The following is an 18,621-nucleotide window of genomic DNA, read 5'->3' on the forward strand; positions in this document are numbered from 1 at the left end:
ATCTACCAAATCAAGCCTCCCCCTTCAAGGTCGGTTGTGTAAGACATTGCCGCGTCAAATCAGCCAGCGCTTCGATCAGGGCGCTCGCATCGATCGGTTTGGCACAGACCGCGACGATGCCGATGCCGGTGAAGTCCGCCGCTTCCAGCCGCTCGGCCGACACCATCAGGAAAGGCACGCGGTCGAATCGGCTCAGGACCAGCGCGGCGACGTCGTGCGCGGTCCGTCCGCCCGGAAGCCGGTAGTCGCAGAGCACCGCGTCCGGGGTGCGCTCGATGGTGTCGATGTCCGCTTCCAATGCATCCGCCGACGCGTAGGCGTCGGTCAGGATCTGGAACGCGTGGAGCATGTGCACCAGAGATTCGCGTACCAGGTAGTCGTCTTCGACCACGAGCACATAGCAGCCGGCCAGTTGCTGCGCGATCGCCGGCGCCAGCCCGTCGTGCCGGATCGGTGGCGCGGGGGATGTTGCGGCCGCCGGCAGCACCAGCGTGAACGTGGTGCCTTCGTCCGGCGCGCTGGCCAGGCGAAGGTGATGTTGCGGCAGCAGCCGCATCGCTGCGGTCACGATCGACAAGCCCAGCCCTACGCCCTTGATGTCTTCGGGAAGGTGGTTGTAGCCCTGGAAGAAGGGCCGGTAGATCGCGCCGCTGGCCGACTGGCCGTCCGGAATGCCCAGGCCGTTGTCCGCGATCGTCAGCGTCGGCCCGCTGGCGCCGGCTTCGGCCCGCAAGGCGACCCGGCAATGCGGCGCGCGTCGCGTGTCGCAGTACTTGATGCCGTTGGTCACGAGGTTGCTAATCACGCGGGCCAGCAACTGCGGATCGGATTGCACGGTCAGGTCGGGCGGAATGTCGACCTTCACCTGGACCCCCAGGCGGCGGGCAAGCGGTTCGAACTGCGGGCACAGGTCATTGACGAGCGCCGCCAGCACCAGCGGCTGCAGCTTGGTCGGCTCCATGCCCGATTCGAGTCTCGACAGGTCCAGCAGCGCGGTCAGCTGGTTGGACATGCCCTGCGTGGCCTGCCGCGTGAGCCCCAGCATCTGCATTGCGTGGGTCTGGTCGTGCCGGGCCACAGCATGCTCCAGCGGCAGCAGCAGCGCGCCGATGGCCTGCAGCGGCTGCTTCAGATCGTGCACCGCGCTGGCGAGGAAGCGCAGCCGTTCGCGGTCACGCGCTTCGGTGTCCAGGCGCAGCCGGTCCTGCAGGCACGCCAGTGCCGCCAGACGCTCTTCGGCCAGCTGGCGCGAGGTCGTCAGCGCGGCATTGCTCTCGGACAGGCTCTCGTTCAACGTGGCCAGCTTGACCGCGGACGCCGCCAGCTGGCGCGCATGGATCAAACGTTCGCCGAGCGCCAGCGACAGCAGGATGACCTCGATCGCCGAGCCGACCATGGTCCAGTGCTGCGTCAGCGCGGTGTAGTCGGTCAGGCCGAAGCGCTGCGTGGCGAGCACCGCGCCACCGAGCGACACCGACAGGAACGCCACCATCAGGATGCGGGCCGGCCGGCTGCCGCGGAAGACGGCGATGCCGATCATGATCTGCGCGCGCACGACGCGCGACAGTGACAGCGCGATGACAGCGCGAATGCCGATGCTGTAGGGCAGGTACGTGGCGACCAGCACGGCCGGCAGCAGCCACATGGCTTCGCGCGCTGCCGTGAGCGCCAGCGGCGGCGCCTCGTTGCCGACACGCAGGAAATCGTTGATGAAGCAGTTGCCCATCACGACGCCGGAGCCGAGCAGCAGCACAAGGACGCGGTCGTTCCACTGCGTCGCCTGCGGCCACAGGTACTGGAAGGTGAATCCGTCCAGGCTCAGCACGAACAATGCGAAGCAAAGGATCCAGCCCACGTACCAGCCGTATTGCCGCTCGCGCACCACGGCCCAGATCACCAGGTTGTAGATGAACAGGCCGGTCATCAGGCCGCCGTACGCGCCGAACAGCAGGCCGCGCGTGCGCTCGCTCTGCTCGAAGTCCGCGACGGCGAGCAGGCGCATCGGCACCTGCATCGAGCTCGTCGTCGACACCCGGATGTAGACGCGCAACGTCCGGAACGCGGGCGCGCCGTCCGGCGCGTTGGCGAGGGGCAGCGCGAAGTGCTGGGCCGTCAGCGGTCGCTGGTCGAACGGCAGCTTGTCGCCCACCGCCCAGTGTTGCCAGGGCCCCGGCTCGTCCTGCGGTCCCAGCCCTTGCACCCAGACCTGCGCATCGTCGAGCACGGGGTTGGCGATCACCAGCACCCACCGCTGGCCGGCCGGCGCGACCGGCATCGACCACTGTGCGTGAAACCAGATCACCTCGGGCCGGTAGCCCAGCGAGCCGTTCGGGGACATCGATTGCCACTGCGACGCGGGGGTGGCCAAGGCGGCCGGCAGATCGAGCAGGCCTGTCGTGTCGAGGCGATAAAGCAGAGGGCCGGAGCGTGCCGCCGGCGCGACCTGCGCCTGGGCGCTGGCCGCCCAGCCTGTCAGGGCGACAAGCCAGAGGACGGTCCCGAAGCCCCGGCGAATCCAGGCCAGCCGTATTGCCAAACGTTGCCCCAGTTGCCGACGGTGCCATGGCCCATGGGCGGCACTATCGGGGCGGGGTCGGTTCCGGACCATCCGACAGTTGTCGGGTGCTCCGCGGCGCTGAAGGAGGGCTGGTGGAAGCGGTGAGATTCGAACTCACGGTGGAGTTGCCCCCACGGCAGTTTTCAAGACTGCAGCCTTAAACCGCTCGGCCACGCTTCCCGGAAAAACGGCGAGGCTCGATTGTATCGAGCGCCCGCCAGCGGTCAGAAGTTCGCGATCAGCGATACCCGCACGCTGCGCGGCTCGACCGGGTGGAAGTGGATGTCTTCGACGCCTTGCGCCGGCTCGCCTTGCAGGCGCGACGCGTAGTAGTAGTCGATGTCGCTGCCCCGGCGATCGAACAGGTTGAAGACGTCGAGGGTCAGCTTGACGTTCCTGCCGACCCGGTAGCCGGCGCGCAGGTAGGCGAGCGTGGTGGCGCGGGAGCGCTGGGTGTTGTTCTCGTCGAGCGCGCGCGGGCCGAAGTAGCGCAGCTGGGACTGGCCGAACCACGGGCCGAGGTCGGTGATCGTCGCGCCGAACGACGCGACCGTCTGGATCGATCCCGGAACGTGGCTGCCGAGCGCCGGGTCGGCGCGATCGGGCTCGGTGAAGCGGGCGCGGGACACCGCGAGATCGGCATCCAGCAGCAGCCACTTGTACGCGACGTAGTGGTTGTTCCATTCCACGCCGTAGCGCCGGCTCGCGCGGCTCGGTTCGGTCTCGCCCGCATCGCCGACGAACAGCAGCTCCGAATCGAGCTTCAGCGCCCAGAGCGACAGCGAGCTCTGCAGGCCCGGGACGAACTCGGTACGCAATCCAAGCTCGGCGCCCTTCGACCGCACCAGCGGATCGACCGGGGCGATCGCCGACCCGGCCGGATCCTTCGCCGCGACGGTCGCGACGGTGCCGCGCGCGTCGTTGCTGTGGAAGCCGTAGCCCGCGTTGACGAAGAACTCGGTCCGGGTCCACGGCCCGAGGATCAGCGAGAGCTTGGGCGAGGCGATGCTCGCGCTGCGCTTGCCGCTGTTGGCGGCGATCGAGCTGTGCACGTCGAAGTCGAACCGATCGGCGCGCACGCCGGCCACGCTGCGCAGCCACGGCGCCCACGCGGTCGCGTTCTCGGCGTAGAGGCCGAGGCTGGTCTGGCGCACGCTGCTCTCCTGCGTCGTCGCGGTGCGCTCGCGAGCCACGGTGCTGTACAGGCCGACGGGCGCGAGGCGGTCGTGGCGCAGCTGCAGCCCGACGGTGTTGGTGCTGTCGCGGCCGCCGAGCGTCGTGTTCCAGCGGCGGCTGGTCGCGAGGCCGGCGACGCGTCGCTGCTCGGCCTGCTCGAACTGGTCGCCGCGCAACGGGTTCTCCTGGAAGAACGTGAAGTTCGAATACAGGTCGAGACGCGACTGGATCGAGTACGCATTGAACTTGAACTGGCCGTTCCCGAGCGTGCGCTCCAGCTCGTATGACAGGCTGGCGCGCGAGGTCGATCCGCCGTCGGTCGGATCGATGGTGCCGAACCGGCCCACCAGGCCGGCATCCACGGCGCGCTGCGGAACCTGGTCGGTCGCGTTCCAGCCGGCCGTGTAGCCCATCGCGGTGAGGGCCTGCCGCGTGCCGCCTTCGGCGCGGCTGTAGCGCAGCACGGCGTTGGCGCGATGGAACTTCTCGGGGTTGTCCCAGGGGCCGTCGTTGTGCGCGGCTTCGACCGCGTAGAGCAGTTCGCCGTTCCGGCCCGCCGACCCGAGCGAGGTCGAGTTGGCCAGCAGCCCGCGGCGGTACCCGTGCTCGCCGAACGTGAGCGATGCGATGCCCTGCGGCAGCTGGTCCACCAGCCCAATGCGCGCGGCGCCGGCCGACGAGAAATCGCCCTCTTCGGCGAAGTACGGGCCCTTCTTGTAGGCGATGCGGTTGACGAGTTCGGGCAGCAGCCAATTGAGGTCGCTGTAGCCGTGACCGTGCGCATGCGTGGGCATGTTGACCGGCATGCCGGCGACCCAGGTCGCGAAGTCGGTGCCGTGGTCGAGGTTGAAGCCGCGCAGGAAGTACTGGTTCGCCTTGCCGTCGCCGCTGTGCTGCGTGACGATCACGCCCGGCACGAACTCGAGCAGCTCGGCCGGCCGCAGCGTCGGTCGCGCGGCGATCAGTGTCGCGGTCACGCTGCCCTGGCTGGCGGCGTCGGACGTGCCCAGGGCGTTGTCATAGTGGCCGAGCACCGTCGTCGGCGCGAACTGCGCGACGATCTCGGCCGGCGCCGCGCCGTCGGCGTGTGCGCGGCCGCCGACGAGCGCCAGCAGCGCTGCGGCGGCGAGCAGGGTGGGAGCAGAGGGCGCGCGTCCGGAGGGGACGGGCCGGCGAGAGACTGTGGACATGGCGATTCCGGCGACACGGCCGCGCGCACGTCAGTGTGCGAGGCGGCCGTTGAACTGAGGGGCAGCCCGCGCGGCGACGGCGTCGCGCACGGGTCAGGCGGTTCGGAGCGGGCGCCGTGCGCCCGCTCAGGCGCGCGGTGGCCGCTCCAGTCGACCGGCCTCGAGGCGGTCGATGCCGCCGGTCGCGATGTCGCGCCAGCGCGCCGCGTCGGCCGAGCGCGCGGGGTCCGCGAACGGTGCCACGATGGACAGCAGGCCGAGGAGCGTCGCGCCCGGCGAATTCGGCGCGTCGCCGCTGGTGGCCGCGCCACCGGGCGCGTCGAGGCTGGCCAGGCTCGTGTCGCCGGCGCCGTGGTGATGGCGCTGGTACAGCGCGTGGCCATGCGTGCGCGTGCTGCTCACGCCCGCGAGATGGGCGGCGCGGCGGAAATCCTGCCAGCCGGCCATCGCCTCGTCGACCGCGGCGGCCCGCACGTGCGTGTGGTTCGTGCCCAGCACTTGCACGCGCACCGACCAGAACCCGCAGGACGCGAGCGCGCACGCCAGGCACCACACGATCAGGCGTGCGGCGCGGCAGTGCTGGCGAGGATCCAGGGCGAAGGACATGGCGCGCGATGCGAGGGGGTGGACGACACGGACACTCCTACGCGCGGCGGCGCCTGTCGGATGCCGGGCCGGATCATGCCGCAAGGTTGTGACACCCCCGTGTCCCGCGGTCGCCGGTCGCGTCACGAAAGTTTCACGGGTGCCCGATAGCGTCGGCGGGATGAAAACGAACCTTGTCCTTCCTCCGCTCGGACGCCGCACGCTCCTGCGCACCGGCTGTGCGCTCGGCGCCGCGCTCGTGCTGCCGCCGGCACGCGCCTGCGAATTCTTCAGCACGCACCTGCGCGTGTATCGCCCGTGGTCGCGCGCGACCGTCGAAGGTGATGCGTTCGCCGTGCTCTGCATGCGTTTCGACGAGGTGCGGCTTGCCGACCGCCTGATCCGCGTCGAGACGCCGGTCGCGAGCGGCGCCGAGATGAGCGGCCCGGCCAGCGGTCGCAGGATCGATGTGGTGATCCCGGCCGGCACCGAAACCGAGCTCACCGAAGCCGGCACCTTCATTCGGCTGACGGGTCTGAAGCACCCGCTCGAAGTGGGTCGCAGCTACCCGCTGCGGCTGGAGTTCCGGCACGGCGGCGTGGTCGACGCCGACATCGACGTGGACTACGAGCGCCTGCCCGATCCCGTCACGGGCGCGTCATCAGCGCTGCCTAGCATGGGCTGAATCCGGCGCGGCGCTCCGCTCTTGCGCCGGCCCTTCCTGCATCTCGAACACCAAAGAACCACCCAGGAGTACCTTCGCATGAGATTTGCATTCACCCACAGCCAGATCGCGCTCGCCGCAGCGGCCGCGCTTGCCAGCCTCGCCACCGCACCGATGGTGGCCAGCGCCGCCGGCAAGGCGCCCGGCCAGTACGTGACCGGCGACTTCCACAACCACACCACCTGCTCGGACGGCGCGATCTCGATGCAGAAGCTGGTCAAGAAGGCGACCGACAAGAGCGAAGGCACCTACGGCCTCGACTGGTTCGTGCAAGCCGGCCATGGCGGCAACGGCAACCGCAACTGCACGCTGGCCGAAGACGCCACGTTGTCGACACCGGCCTATCCGGCCGTCGCGGGCCAGGGCCCGACCACCACCTGGACCAACAGCATCGGCGCGGCCGCGATCAAGGGCGACGGCGGCGGTGTCGGCGGCAACGGCAACATGTGGCGCTGGCAGTCGATCCAGGAGTTCCAGTACCCGCTGATGGAGTACCTCTCGGCCTACAAGAGCCAGCCACTGTTCATGGGCCTGGAGTCGGTCGTGGCCGGTCACGAGCACAGCTCGATGTCGGTGATCACCGGCCAGATGCCGCTCTCGGTCGACGGCGCGACGCTGCCGACCACGGCCGGCTACACCGCCCTCGGCAATGCCAATGCGCTGGCGCAGTGGTCCTACTGCTTCGACCGCGGCGACACCGACAAGAGCCGCGGCAACGTCACCGGCTCGGCGATCGGGAACAACTGGAACTGCGCCGTCCCGGGCAGCAACAGCGCCGCCGACGCGAGCTGGAACGCGACCGCCCAGAAGCTGATTCCCGCCGGCGGCGCGGGCACCGGCACGCGCGGTCACCTGAAGACCGTCGAGGCGATGAAGTGGATGGCGCAGTACCACCCGAACGGCAGCTACTACGTGCCGGCGCACCTGGAGCGCGCCGGCCCGTTCAACCCGGACGGCAACAACGGCTTCAACATCGAGCACCTGCGCAACTTCAACAACGCGGCGCCGAAGGTCGCGTTCGGCTTCGAGACCCAGCCGGGCCACGGCGCGTCGTCGAACCGCGGCGAGTACCAGGTCAAGCGCAACAACTTCGGCGGCGTGCTGGTCGACTCGGTCGGCGGCACGACCTACGGCGGCACCGGCGTCTACGGCGCGCAAGTCGGCGGCGTGTGGGACGCGCTGCTCGGCGAGGGGCGCAACTTCTGGTTCTTCGCGAGCTCCGACTGGCACAACCGCGGCAGCTTCGGCCCCGACGATCGCCGCTCGACGCAGGACTTCCTGCCGGGCGAATACCAGCGCGACCACGTGATGGTCCGCAACGCCGGCGACAAGCTGCGCCCGCAGACCATCGTCGACGGCCTGCGCACCGGCAACAGCTTCGCGGCCAGCGGTCAGCTGATCGACCGCCTGTCGTTCGTCGCCTGTGCGTCGTACAAGGGCGGCGGTGGCTTCCGCCCCGACGCGTCGGCCGAAGCGCTCGCCGTCAACGCCGCGACCAAGAACACCGACATCGACACGCCGCGCTGCGCGACGATGGGCGAGAAGCTCGTCGTCAAGCCGGGCGCCGAGATCGTCGTCGCGATCGTGCTCCGCGATCCGGCCGGCACCAACAACTCGCCGTACACCTTCGCGAACCCGTCGCTGGCGCAGATCGGCGTGAACCAGCCGCTCAACAAGCCGGTGCTGGACCACGTCGACCTGATCCGCGGGATGGTCAGCGGATACAAGGCGCCGGGCTCGCTCGACTACGCCGGCGAGTGGCCGCGCAACGCCGCCTGGCTGAAGGAAGACGGCTCGACTACCGGCCTGGCCGCCGTGCCGGCTGCGGCGAAGAACACGACCGCCACCGTGATCAAGACCTTCAACGGCAGCGGCAGCACGCCGTGGGCGGCCGCGCACTCGGGCGAGGACAACAGCACGTTCCTGAAGATGAGCTACCGCATCCCGGCGGTGACTTCGTCCCAGTACATCCGCCTGCGCGGCAGCAACCTGCCGGCGGCGGTGCCGTACGAGACCGACGCGGCGGGCAACCCGCTGAGCGACCTGTTCACGAACGCCAGCGACACCACCAAGCTGCGCATCCCGTGCACGGTGGTCGGCGCCAACGTCCCGGCGACCGGTACCAACTACACCGGCACCGCGATCGACGGTTGCCCCGCGCACCTGCCGGTGGTCGGCGGCGTGAAGTACGTGGCGTACGACGTCGCGGCCTGGGCTGACCTCTGGTTCTACAGCAACCCGATCTACATCGAGGTCGAAGGCTCGACGACGGTCGCCGGCGTCAAGTAAGGCGCCGACTCGCCCACCAGCGCCGCGCGGCCTCGCGCGGCGCCTTTTTCGTTTGAGGAACCGATGTCCGCTGTCCTGCCCATTTCCACCACCCGCCGTGTGCGCCTGCCGGCCTGGTCGCGCGAGCCGCTGCTGCATTTCGTCGTGCTGGGTGCGCTGCTGTTCGCGCTCGACCACGTTCTCGTCGGCCGCGCCGACGACCCGCGCACGATCGTCGTCGGCGCCGAGGTCGATGCCGAGGCGAAGCAGGTCTTCAAGGCCGCCCGCGGCCGCGAGCCCGATGCCGCCGAACTCGCCGCGCTGCGCGCCGTGTGGCTCGACAACGAGGTGCTGTACCGCGAGGGCCTGGCGCTGCAGGTCGACAAGGGCGACACCGCGATCCGCGAGCGCGTGATCTTCAAGGCGCTGAGCGTCGTCGACGCCAACGTCAAGCTGCCGCCGGTCGACGATCGGGTGCTGCGCGCCTGGTTCGAGAGCCACCGCGCGAAGTACGACGATCCGGCCCGCTACGATTTTCAGGAAGCCGTGCTGGCGGGCGAGGCGTCGGAGACGGCGGTGCGCGGGTTCGTCGACGCGCTGAACGCCGGGCTGCCGGGCGATGCGAAGGCCGGCCTGCGCGTGTTCAAGGGGCGGCCGCATGCCAATCTGGCGCAGAGCTACGGCGCCGGGTTCGCGCAGGCGCTCGAGGCCGCGGCGCCCGGCGAGTGGCGCGCGCTGCAGGCCCAGGACGGCTGGCATGCGGTGCGGCTGGATGCGATCACGCCGGCGCGGCCCGCGGCGTTCGAGACGCTGCGCGGCGTCGTCCAGCAGGACTGGACCGACGCGACGCTGTCCGCGCAGCGCAGCGCCGCCGTCAAGGCGCTGGCGCGCCAGTACCGCGTGAAGAACGAGGCACCGGCATGAAGCGTCTGCTCCGAAGCCTGATGCTGCTCGCGGCGACGCTGCTGCACGCCGGCGTCGGTGCCCACGAGATGAGCATGGCCGAGATGCAGCTGCGCGAGACCTCGCGCGGCGAGTTCCTCTGGCAATGGACGGCCAGCGAGAAGCGCGCCGCCAGCGAGGACCTGACGCCGGTCTGGCCCGAGGGCTGCCAGGCCGACGCAGCGATGTTGCGCTGCGGCGCGGCCGGCCTGACCGGAACGCTGGCGATCGACGGCGTCGGCAAGCGCTACTCCGCCGCATTGGTCAAGGTCTATTGGCTCGACGGCCAGTCGCACGTCTACACGATCACCGCCGGGCAGCCCAGGGTGCAGCTCTACGGCGCCGCCAACGATCCACGCGACAGCGCGCAGATCGCCTGGGCGTACGTGCAACTCGGCGTCGAGCACATCCTGAGCGGCGTCGACCACCTGCTGTTCGTGATCGGCCTGCTGTTCCTGGTCGGCTTCAACCGCCGCTTGCTGTGGACGATCACCGCATTCACGGCCGCCCACAGCCTGACACTGGCCAGCAGCGCGCTCGGCTGGCTGGTGCTGCGCCCGCCGCCGGTCGAGGCGACGATCGCGCTGTCGATCATGCTGGTCGCCGGCGAGGCGCTGCACCGGCGCGAGACGCTGGCGCGGCGCTGGCCGGCGCTGGTCGCGTTCCTGTTCGGGCTGGTGCACGGGCTGGGCTTCGCCGGCGCGCTGAAGGAAATCGGCCTGCCCGACGACCACCTGCTGGTCGCGCTGTTGACGTTCAACGGCGGCGTCGAGATCGGCCAGCTGATGACGGTCGCGGCGGCGTGGCTGCTGTGGCGCGCCAGCGCGCGTTTCCCGCGGCTGGCGCTGGCGCGCACCGCGGCGCTGTACGGCATCGGCACGCTGGCCGCGTACTGGTCGTGGCTGCGGATCGCGGCGATCTTCGCGTGAGCGCGCCGATGGACGAGGTCGTCGGGCTGTTCCCGATCCCGCTGCAGCGCTCGCGTGCGGTGCTGCCGCGCCCGCTCGTCGACGCGCTGGTCGCGCACTTCAGCGCGGCCGCGGTGCGCGACAACAACGCGTCGACGCAGCTCTCGCACACCGCGATGCTGCGGCCCGGCGACAGCCCGTTGCTGGTCGAGGCGGCCGCGCGGATCACGCCGAAGCTCGCCGAGTTCGGCGCGCTGCTGTTCGGCGAGGCGCTCGGCTGGGGCTTGAAGGAGATGTGGGTCAACGTGCTCGACACCGGCGGCCGGCAGGCGATGCACAACCACGCCAACAGTTTCGTCTCCGGCGTCGTCTACCTGACGCCGACGCATCCGGAGTCGCGCACCGTCTTCATGAAGTCACCCGGCGGAACCGAGTTCGTGTTCCGCAACGACCATGCCGGCACGACGCCTGGCGCCTACAACGCGGACAAGTGGGTCAGTCCGTTGCCCGATCCGGGCGACATGGTGCTGTTCCCGAGCTACCTGATGCACGCGGTGCCGCCGAACGTCGGCGCGCGCCGGATCACGCTGTCGTTCAATGCGATCCCGACGCGGCTCGATTCATGGGGCTACGCGGTGACCTTCAACGGCTGAGGGGTTCAGCCGCACTCGACCTGCACGATCTCGCGCCGCCTGCCGTCGATGCGCGCCGCCGACAGCTGGCGGCCCCAAACGCAGCCGGTGTCGAGGGCGAGCAGATCGGGGCGATCGACCAGACCGAGCGAGGCCCAGTGACCGCACGCGATCGGCGTGCCCGCGGTGCGCCGGCCCGGCGCCTCGAACCAGGGGTAGAAGCCCGGCGGGGCGCCGTCGGCACCGTCCTTGGTGACGAGATCGAGCGTGCCGTCGGCCGCGACGAAGCGCGTGCGCGTCAGCACGTTGATCACGAAGCGCAGGCGCTCGACGCCGGCCAGCGTGTCGCTCCAGCGCACCGGCTGGTCGCCGTACATCTGCGGCAGGAAGTCACGCAGCCCGTCGCCACGCAGCAGCGCCTCGACCTCGCCGGCCAGCGCCAGCGTCTGCGCCGCGTCCCATTGCGGCACGACGCCGGCGTGGACCATCAGCCAACCTTGCGCGCTGACTGCCATGCGGCGCTGCCGCAGCCAGTCGAGCCAGGCGTCGCGGTCGGGCGCATCGAGGATCTCGGCAATCGTGTCGGTCGGGTGGGGCCGCCGCACGCCCTGCGCGACCGCGAGCAGGTTCAGGTCGTGGTTGCCCAGCAGACACACGGCCGCGTCGCCGAAGCCGCGCAGGCGCCGCAGCGTCTCCAGCGACGCCGGGCCGCGGTTGACCAGGTCGCCGAGCAGATAGATCCGATCGCGCGACGGCGAGAAGCCGATGGTCGCCAGCAGGCGGTCGAGCGCGTCGCAGCAGCCTTGCACATCGCCGATCAGGTAGTCCATCGCCCGATGCTAGCCCGGCGGGCGGGGCCGGTCCCGGGCGGGCGCGCGAACGGATTCTGCTACCCTGCCTGCTCCCTCATTGCCGCGCGCCCCGCATGGACGTTGCCCTTCTGTTCTGCCTGATCGTTTTGAACGCGCTGTTCGCCATGTCCGAGATGGCGCTGACGGCGAGCCGCAAGGCCAGGCTGCAGGTGATGATCGAGGCGGGCGAGTCCGGAGCGCAGGCGGCGATGGACCTGCACGAGAACCCCACCAAGTTCCTGTCGGTCGTGCAGATCGGCATCACGTCGATCGGCGTGCTGAACGGCATCGTCGGCGACGCCGCGTTCTCGGCGCCGTTCTCGCACTGGCTTCACGATCACTTCGGCATCCAGGAGCGAGTGGCCGAGATCAGTGCCACCGCGATGGTGGTGGTCACGATCACCTTCGTCACGATCATCTTCGGCGAGCTGGTGCCCAAGCGCATCGGCCAGACCCACCCCGAGTCGGTCGCCCGGCTGGTCTCGCGGCCGATGGAGTGGCTCTCGCTGATCGGCCGGCCGTTCGTCAAGCTGCTGACGGTGTGCACGAACACCACGCTGAAGCTGCTCGGCATCAAGGACGGCCCGGGCCGCAGCGTGACCGAGGAGGAGATCGCCGCCAGCCTCGAGGAGGGCCTGGACGCCGGCGTCATCGAGGCGCAGGAGCACCAGATGGTGCGCAACGTGTTCCGCCTCGACGACCGGCAGGTCGGCTCGATGATGATCCCGCGCGCCGAGATCGTCTGGCTCGACGTGGCCGCGTCGACCGACGAGGTGCTCGGCCTGATCGGCAACGAGGAGCATTCGCGCTACCCGGTGTGCCGCGGCGGCCTCGACGACGTGCTCGGCGTGATCTCCGCGCAGACGCTGCTGCAGCAGGTGATGAAGGGCCAGGCCATGGCGCTGGCCGACGGGTTGCAGCCGTCGGTGTTCGTGCCCGAGACGCTGTCGGGCATGGAGCTGCTCGAGCACTTCCGCGCGTCGAGTGCGCAGCTGGTGTTCGTCGTCGACGAGTACGGCGAGGTGCAGGGCATGATCACCGTGCGCGACGTGCTGGAGGCGATCACCGGCGAATTCGCCACGCCGACCGCCGACGACGCCTGGGCGGTACAGCGCGAGGACGGCAGCTGGCTGTTCGACGGCCTGATCCCGGTGCCCGAGCTGAAAGACCGGCTCGAGCTGAAGGAGCTGCCCGAGGAGGACCGCGGTCGCTACAACACGCTGGCCGGCATGATCATGCTGCTGCTCGGCCGCTTGCCGCACACGACCGACTCGGTCGAATGGGACCAGTGGCGCTTCGAGGTCGTCGACCTCGACGGCAAGCGGGTCGACAAGGTGCTGGCAAGCCGCCTGCCGGCTGGTTCGGCCAGCGACGGGGCCAACGAATGACCGCGGCGGTCGCGCTCTTCGATCGCTTCCTGTCGACCGCCGCGATGGCCGAGGTATTCGACACCGCCGCGATCGTGCAGGGCATGCTCGACTTCGAGGCCGCACTCGCGCGTGCGCAGGCGGCGGAAGGGCTGATCCCGGCCGGCGCCGCGCCCGCGATCGGCGCGGCGTGCCGGCATGAGCGCTTCGACCTCGATGCACTGGTCGTGGCCGGCGCGCGCGCCGGGTCGCTGGCGATCCCGCTGGTCAAGGCGCTGACGGCCGCGGTCGCCGCGGCCGATGCACCGGCCAGCGCGTGGGTGCATCGCGGCAGCACCAGCCAGGACGTGATCGACACCGCGATGGTGCTGGCCACGCGCCGCGCCGTCGGGTTGATCGACGCGCGGCTCGGCGACCTGATCCGCGCGCTGCTCGGCGTCGCGCAGGCCCACGGCGACACGCCGATGCTCGGGCGCACGCTGATGCAGCCGGCGCTCGTGATCAGCGTCGGCTTCAAGCTGGTCGGCTGGGTCGCGCCGCTGGTCCGTGCGCGGCAGCGCCTGCGCGCGGTTGCGGCGCGTGCGCTGCAGTTGCAGCTCGGCGGTGCGGTGGGCACCCTGTCGGTCATGGGCACGGCCGGTCCGGCCGTCGCGGCGCGCATGGCGCGCGAGCTCGGCCTGGCCGCGCCGCCCGGCGCCTGGCACACGCAGCGCGACGAATGGGTCGCGCTCGGTTGCGAGATCGGTCTGCTGTGCGGCTCGCTCGGCAAGATCGCGACCGACATCGCGCTGCTCGCGCAGGGCGAGATCGCCGAGATGGCCGAGCCGTCGGGCGGCGGCCGCGGCGGCTCGTCGGCGATGCCGCACAAGCGCAATCCGGTCGCCTCGATGACCGCGCTGGCCGCGGCGTTGCGCGCGCCGCACCGCGTCGCCGCGCTGCTGGCGGCGATGCCGCAGGCCCACGAGCGCGGCCTCGGCGACTGGCAGGCCGAGCTGGCCGAATGGCCGGGGCTGTTCCTCTCGGCGCACGGCGCGCTCGACGCGCTGGCCGAGGCCGCTGCCGGCCTCACGGTCGACGGCGCGCGCATGCGCCGCAACATCGAGGCGCTGAACGGGCTGGTGTTCGCCGAGGCCGCGGCGATGCTGCTCGCACCGCAGCTCGGCAAGGCGCGCGCGCAGGCGCTGCTCGACACGCGCTCGCGCGCGGCGACCGACGCGCAGCCGCTGCTCGCGCAGGTGCGTCAGGCGGTGGCCGCCGACCCCGCGCTCGCGGCGACGCTCACCCCGGCCGCGCTGACCGCTGCGTTCGATGTCGACGCCGCGGCCCGCCAGGCGAGCGCCGCCGCCGCCCCGCAGTGGGCTGCGCTGCGCGCCACCGCGGCGCAGCTCGACGCGCAGCCCTTCGACACCCCGACATGAGGTCCACACGATGAACCCCACCGACGAACGCCAGGACGATTTCGACCGCGGCGTGAAGAACCGCCGCGCGGTGCTCGGCGACGCCTGGGTCGACAAGTCGCTGAACAACGCGACCGAGTTCAACGCCGAGTTCCAGCACCTGATCACCCGCTACGCGTGGCACGACATCTGGGGCCGTCCGGGGCTCGATCACCCGACCCGCCGCCTGCTCGTGCTCGGCATGACGATGGGGCTGGCGCGCTGGGAGGAGTTCGAGCTGCATTGCCGCGCCGCGATCCGTGGCGGCGTGCCGCTCGGGCTGATCAAGGAAACGCTGATGCAGGGCGCGATCTATTGCGGCGTGCCGGCGGCCAACACCGCGTTCAAGATCACGATGGACATCCTGCGCGCCGAGGGCCTGCTGCCGCCGCCCGCGCCGCTGTCGGCCAATGCGCGGGTCGCGGTGCACCACACGTTCAGCCAGCCGCAACTCGCGCTGGCGGTGCAGGGCGCGGCCGATGCCCAGGGCGCGCCGATCGTGCTGAGCCACGCGCTCGGCCTGGACCTGCACATGTGGGACGACCTGGCCGCGCACCTCGCCGCGCAGGGGCACCCGGTGCTGCGCTACGACCACCGCGGCCACGGCGGCTCGGCCGTGCCGCCGGGGCCGTACACGATGGACCAGCTGGTCGACGACGCGGCGCGGCTGATCCGCGAATGGGGCCGCGGCCCGGTCGTGTGGGTCGGGCTGTCGATGGGCGGCATGGTCGGGCAGGGGCTGGCAGTGCGCCACCCCGAACTGATCCGGGCGCTGGTGCTCGCGAACACGACCTCGCAGTACCCGCCGGCGGCCGCGGCGGTGTTCGCCCAGCGCGTCGAGAAGGTGGAGCAGGGCGGCATGGCGGCTATCGTCGACTCGGTGATGGAGCGCTATTTCAGTGCCGACTTCCGCGCCTCCCGGCCCGACGCGGTGGACGCGGCCCGCGCGAAGGTGCTGCGCAGCGATCCCGCCGGTTACGTGGCCACCTGCCACGCGGTGGGCCGGGTCGACTGGCTGGAGCGGCTGAGCGAGGTGCGCTGCCCGACGCTGGTCATCGCGGGCGCGCTCGACGTCGGCGCGCCGGTCGCGATGTCGCAGGCGATGGCCGAGCGCATTCCGGGCGCCGAGCTGGTCGTGTTCGACCAGGCCTCGCACCTCAGCGTGGCCGAGCAGCCGGCGGCGTTCACCGCGACGCTCGATGGCTTCCTGAAGCGCCTGGCCGTCTGACCCCGGCCGCGTCGCTGCCGTCCAGGACGCCGCCGATGAACACCCCGAGCACCGTCGCCGGCCTGTCGCCGCAGGATGTCGAGGCGATCCTCGACGTGACGCGTGCGCTGGCCGCGCCGTTCGACCTGCTGACGATGCTCGCGACCGTGACCGCCGCGGCGCGCCAGGTGCTGCATGCCGAGCGCAGCTCGGTCTGGCTGCACGACGCCGCCACCGACGAGCTGGTGCTCGAAGTGGCCGACGACATCCGCCACGTGCGCGTGCCGGTGGGCACCGGCCTGGTCGGCGCCTGCGCGCGCGACCGGGTCGCGATCAACGTGCCCGATTGCTATGCCGACCCGCGTTTCGATCCCGGCGTCGACCGCCGCTCGGGCTTCCGCACGCGTTGCAGCCTGACCCAGCCGCTGATCGGCCACGACGGCGGGCTGGTCGGCGTGATGCAGGTGCTGAACAAGACAGGCGGGGTGTTCGACGCCGCGGACCAGACGCTCGCGAACGCGCTCGCCGCGCAATGCGCGGTTGCGCTCGCCCGGGTGCGCATGACCGAGGCGCTGCTCGAGGGCGAGAAGATGCGCCAGGAGCTGGAACTCGCCCGCGCGGTGCAGATGAGCACGCTGCCGGCGGCCATGCCGCTCGTGCCCGGCTACGACCTGTGCGGCACCTTCCTGCCGGCCGCACAGACCGGCGGCGACACCTACGACCTGGCGCTGCTCGAGCAGGGCCTGCTGGTCGTGCTCGGCGACGCCACCGGCCACGGCATCGCGCCGGCGCTGTCGGTCACGCGCATGCACGCGATGCTGCGCATGGCCTTCCGCCTCGGCGCCGACCTGGAGACCGCGTTCGGCCAGGTCAACGAGCAGCTCGAGGCCACGCTCCCCGACGACCGTTTCATCACCGCGTTCGTCGGCCTGCTCGACCCGGCGGCCCACCGGGTGCGCTACCTCAGCGGCGGGCAGGGGCCGATCCTGCATTTCCAGGCCGCCACCGGCACGTGCGTGCGGCATCGTCCGACCGGCCTGCCGCTCGGCGCCATGGTGCTGCCGGTGCGGCGTCCGGCCGCCGTGATGGAGCTGGCGCCCGGTGACATGCTGGTGCTGCTGAGCGACGGCGTGTTCGAGTATTTCGCGCCGGACGGCGAGGCGTTCGGCGAGGACCGTGTCGAGGCCGTGCTGCGCGAGCACCACCGCGAGCCGACCTCGTCGCTCTCGGCACGCCTGCTCGACGCGGTGCGCGGCTTCGCGCGCGGCGCGCCGCAGGAGGACGACGTGACGATGGTGCTGGTCAAGCGCCTGCCGGCCGCATGACCGCGTCACGCACCTTCGCCCGCCGCGTCGATGCACTCGACGAGATCGCCGCGTTCACCGCCGCCGCGTTGCAGGGCCGCGAGATCGAGCCCGACCAGCGCCGCACGATCGATTTCGCGATCGAGGAACTGTTCACCAACATCATCAAGTACAGTCGCGACGGCGCCCATCCGGTCGAGATCGCGATCGAGTGCGGCGAGGCGGCGGTGACCGTTTGCCTCGTCGACATCGACGTCGAGCCTTTCGACATCACGGCGGCGCCCGAGGTCGACACCACGCTGCCGCTGGCGCAGCGGACACCCGGCGGCCTCGGGCTCCACCTGGTGCGCCGCCTGGTCGACGACTTGACCTACGACTACCGCGAAGCGACGCGCGAGAGCCGCATCGGCTTTCGGGTGCCGTACCGGCGGACGGCCTGAGACGCAGCAGGAGCTGGACGATGCTGAGCCTGGAATCGGAAGCAGATGGAACAGTGGCGGTCGTCGGCCGGCTCGATGCCGCGCAGGCGCCCGCGGCGCAGACCTTCCTCGATCGCCTGAGTGGGCCCGTCGTGCTGGATTGCACCCGGCTCGACTACATCTCCAGCGCCGGACTCGGCGTGCTGCTCAAGACCCAGAAGCGCCTGATGGCGAATGCCGGCCGGTTGCGGCTGCGGGGCGTGAGCCGGCATGTGCGCGACATCCTCGTGTACTCCGGCTTCGACCAGATCATCGAGATCGAGGCGGCGCCGTAGCCGACTGTTTCACTCCGAGCACCAACTTTCAGCGCCGCCGCCCGTACTTGTGGAAGACGACGACGACCGGGCCCTGCTGGCGCGCTTCCGTGCCGGCGACCGCGAGGCGTTCACCGCGCTGGTGGTGCGCTACCAGCGGCCGATCTACAACGCGGCGCTGGCGATCCTGCGCCGGGCCGAGGACGCGAGCGACGTGACCCAGACGGTGTTCCTGCGCATCGTCGAACGAGGAGACGGATATGACCCGCAGTACAAGCTGTTCAGCTGGCTCTACCGCATCGCGGTCAACGAGTCGCTCGACCTGCTGCGCCGTGGTCGCCGCGAAGCGCCGCTCGACGACGAGATCGACCTCCCCGACCTCGACGGGCACGGCCCCGAGGCGCTGCTGAGCGAAATGCAGATGAACGCCCGCATCCGTCGCAGCGTGATGAGCATGTCGGTCAACGACCGCGTCGTGCTGACGCTGCGCCACTTCTCCGACTGCAGCTACGAGCAGATCGCCGAGATCCTCGACCTGGACGAGAAGACCGTGAAGTCACGGCTGTTCGACGCGCGGCGCCGGCTGCGTGGCCTGCTGGGTGACCTGTCATGACCCACCACGAACTCGTCGAACGCATCCAGGCCGTGCTGGAAGGCGCGGCCTCGCCTGAGGAGCAGCGCGAACTGGAGCAGCGGCTCGCGGCGGACGCAGCCGCGCGCGCCGAGTTCGCGCAGTGGCAG

16 protein-coding genes and 1 tRNA gene are annotated in these 18,621 nt (G+C 70.8%); 12 read left to right on the plus strand and 5 right to left on the minus strand.

Annotation, left to right across the window (positions count from 1 at the left end; all coding sequences use genetic code 11):
- Window positions 1-10: 10 nt before the first annotated feature.
- The 4 genes from ASC76_RS04095 to ASC76_RS04110 form a co-directional block, all read right to left on the minus strand.
- On the minus strand, window positions 11-2,608 hold the full coding sequence (locus tag ASC76_RS04095; protein WP_082548705.1) for a hybrid sensor histidine kinase/response regulator: 2,598 nt from the start codon (window positions 2,606-2,608) through the stop codon (window positions 11-13).
- 39 nt (window positions 2,609-2,647) lie between these two features.
- Window positions 2,648-2,737, minus strand: a tRNA-Ser gene (locus ASC76_RS04100).
- Window positions 2,738-2,781: 44 nt separating this feature from the next.
- A complete protein-coding gene (locus ASC76_RS04105; protein WP_082548706.1) occupies window positions 2,782-4,923 on the minus strand; it encodes a TonB-dependent receptor in 2,142 nt (713 codons plus the stop codon).
- Window positions 4,924-5,049: 126 nt separating this feature from the next.
- Entirely contained in the window at window positions 5,050-5,529 is a 480-nt protein-coding gene (locus ASC76_RS04110) for a hypothetical protein (protein ID WP_056462720.1), read from the minus strand.
- Between the two features lie 160 nt (window positions 5,530-5,689).
- On the opposite strand from ASC76_RS04110, the gene ASC76_RS04115 reads away from it, so the two are divergent.
- The 5 genes from ASC76_RS04115 to ASC76_RS04135 all read left to right on the plus strand — a co-directional run bounded on the left by ASC76_RS04115 (window position 5,690) and on the right by ASC76_RS04135 (window position 11,003).
- Entirely contained in the window at window positions 5,690-6,193 is a 504-nt protein-coding gene (locus tag ASC76_RS04115; protein ID WP_056462723.1) for a copper chaperone PCu(A)C, read from the plus strand.
- Between the two features lie 78 nt (window positions 6,194-6,271).
- Window positions 6,272-8,521, plus strand: a complete 2,250-nt coding sequence (locus ASC76_RS04120; protein ID WP_056462726.1) for a hypothetical protein — start codon at window positions 6,272-6,274, stop codon at window positions 8,519-8,521.
- Window positions 8,522-8,584: 63 nt separating this feature from the next.
- Window positions 8,585-9,424 (plus strand): peptidyl-prolyl cis-trans isomerase, encoded by an 840-nt coding sequence (locus tag ASC76_RS04125; protein WP_082548709.1) that lies wholly within the window; start codon window positions 8,585-8,587, stop codon window positions 9,422-9,424.
- Window positions 9,421-10,371: a HupE/UreJ family protein gene (locus tag ASC76_RS04130; RefSeq protein WP_056462728.1), complete on the plus strand. Its 951-nt coding sequence runs from the start codon at window positions 9,421-9,423 to the stop codon at window positions 10,369-10,371. The genes ASC76_RS04125 and ASC76_RS04130 overlap by 4 nt, the downstream gene beginning before the upstream one ends.
- Window positions 10,368-11,003 carry a putative 2OG-Fe(II) oxygenase gene (locus tag ASC76_RS04135; protein WP_200947093.1) on the plus strand — a complete coding sequence of 212 codons (636 nt, stop codon included), beginning with the start codon at window positions 10,368-10,370 and terminating at the stop codon, window positions 11,001-11,003. The genes ASC76_RS04130 and ASC76_RS04135 overlap by 4 nt, the downstream gene beginning before the upstream one ends.
- 5 nt (window positions 11,004-11,008) lie before the next feature.
- Here the strand turns inward: ASC76_RS04135 and ASC76_RS04140 are convergent, their stop codons facing one another.
- Window positions 11,009-11,812 carry a symmetrical bis(5'-nucleosyl)-tetraphosphatase gene (locus tag ASC76_RS04140; protein ID WP_056462733.1) on the minus strand — a complete coding sequence of 268 codons (804 nt, stop codon included), beginning with the start codon at window positions 11,810-11,812 and terminating at the stop codon, window positions 11,009-11,011.
- A 95-nt stretch (window positions 11,813-11,907) separates the two neighbouring features.
- Between ASC76_RS04140 and ASC76_RS04145 the strand changes: the two genes are divergently transcribed.
- From ASC76_RS04145 to ASC76_RS04175, 7 genes are read left to right on the plus strand one after another with little or no spacing between them, the layout of a single operon-like run.
- Window positions 11,908-13,221: a hemolysin family protein gene (locus ASC76_RS04145; protein WP_056462736.1), complete on the plus strand. Its 1,314-nt coding sequence runs from the start codon at window positions 11,908-11,910 to the stop codon at window positions 13,219-13,221.
- Window positions 13,218-14,618, plus strand: coding sequence for a 3-carboxy-cis,cis-muconate cycloisomerase (gene pcaB / locus ASC76_RS04150; protein ID WP_056462739.1), 1,401 nt, complete (start codon window positions 13,218-13,220; stop codon window positions 14,616-14,618). Before ASC76_RS04145 ends, pcaB begins: the two co-directional genes overlap by 4 nt.
- Window positions 14,619-14,628: 10 nt before the next feature.
- Window positions 14,629-15,864 (plus strand): alpha/beta fold hydrolase, encoded by a 1,236-nt coding sequence (locus tag ASC76_RS04155; RefSeq protein ID WP_056462742.1) that lies wholly within the window; start codon window positions 14,629-14,631, stop codon window positions 15,862-15,864.
- 35 nt (window positions 15,865-15,899) lie between these two features.
- Window positions 15,900-17,168, plus strand: a complete 1,269-nt coding sequence (locus ASC76_RS04160; RefSeq protein WP_056462744.1) for a PP2C family protein-serine/threonine phosphatase — start codon at window positions 15,900-15,902, stop codon at window positions 17,166-17,168.
- Window positions 17,165-17,587, plus strand: coding sequence for an ATP-binding protein (locus tag ASC76_RS04165; RefSeq protein WP_056462747.1), 423 nt, complete (start codon window positions 17,165-17,167; stop codon window positions 17,585-17,587). The genes ASC76_RS04160 and ASC76_RS04165 overlap by 4 nt, the downstream gene beginning before the upstream one ends.
- A gap of 20 nt (window positions 17,588-17,607) precedes the next feature.
- The gene (locus ASC76_RS04170; RefSeq protein WP_082548710.1) at window positions 17,608-17,901 is read left to right on the plus strand and encodes an STAS domain-containing protein; all 294 of its coding nucleotides are present in this window, start codon (window positions 17,608-17,610) and stop codon (window positions 17,899-17,901) included.
- Between the two features lie 49 nt (window positions 17,902-17,950).
- Entirely contained in the window at window positions 17,951-18,493 is a 543-nt protein-coding gene (locus tag ASC76_RS04175; protein WP_056462754.1) for an RNA polymerase sigma factor, read from the plus strand.
- The last annotated feature ends 128 nt before the right edge of the window (window positions 18,494-18,621 follow it).

Source organism: Rhizobacter sp. Root404 (assembly GCF_001425865.1).
GTDB lineage: Bacteria > Pseudomonadota > Gammaproteobacteria > Burkholderiales > Burkholderiaceae_C > LMDS01.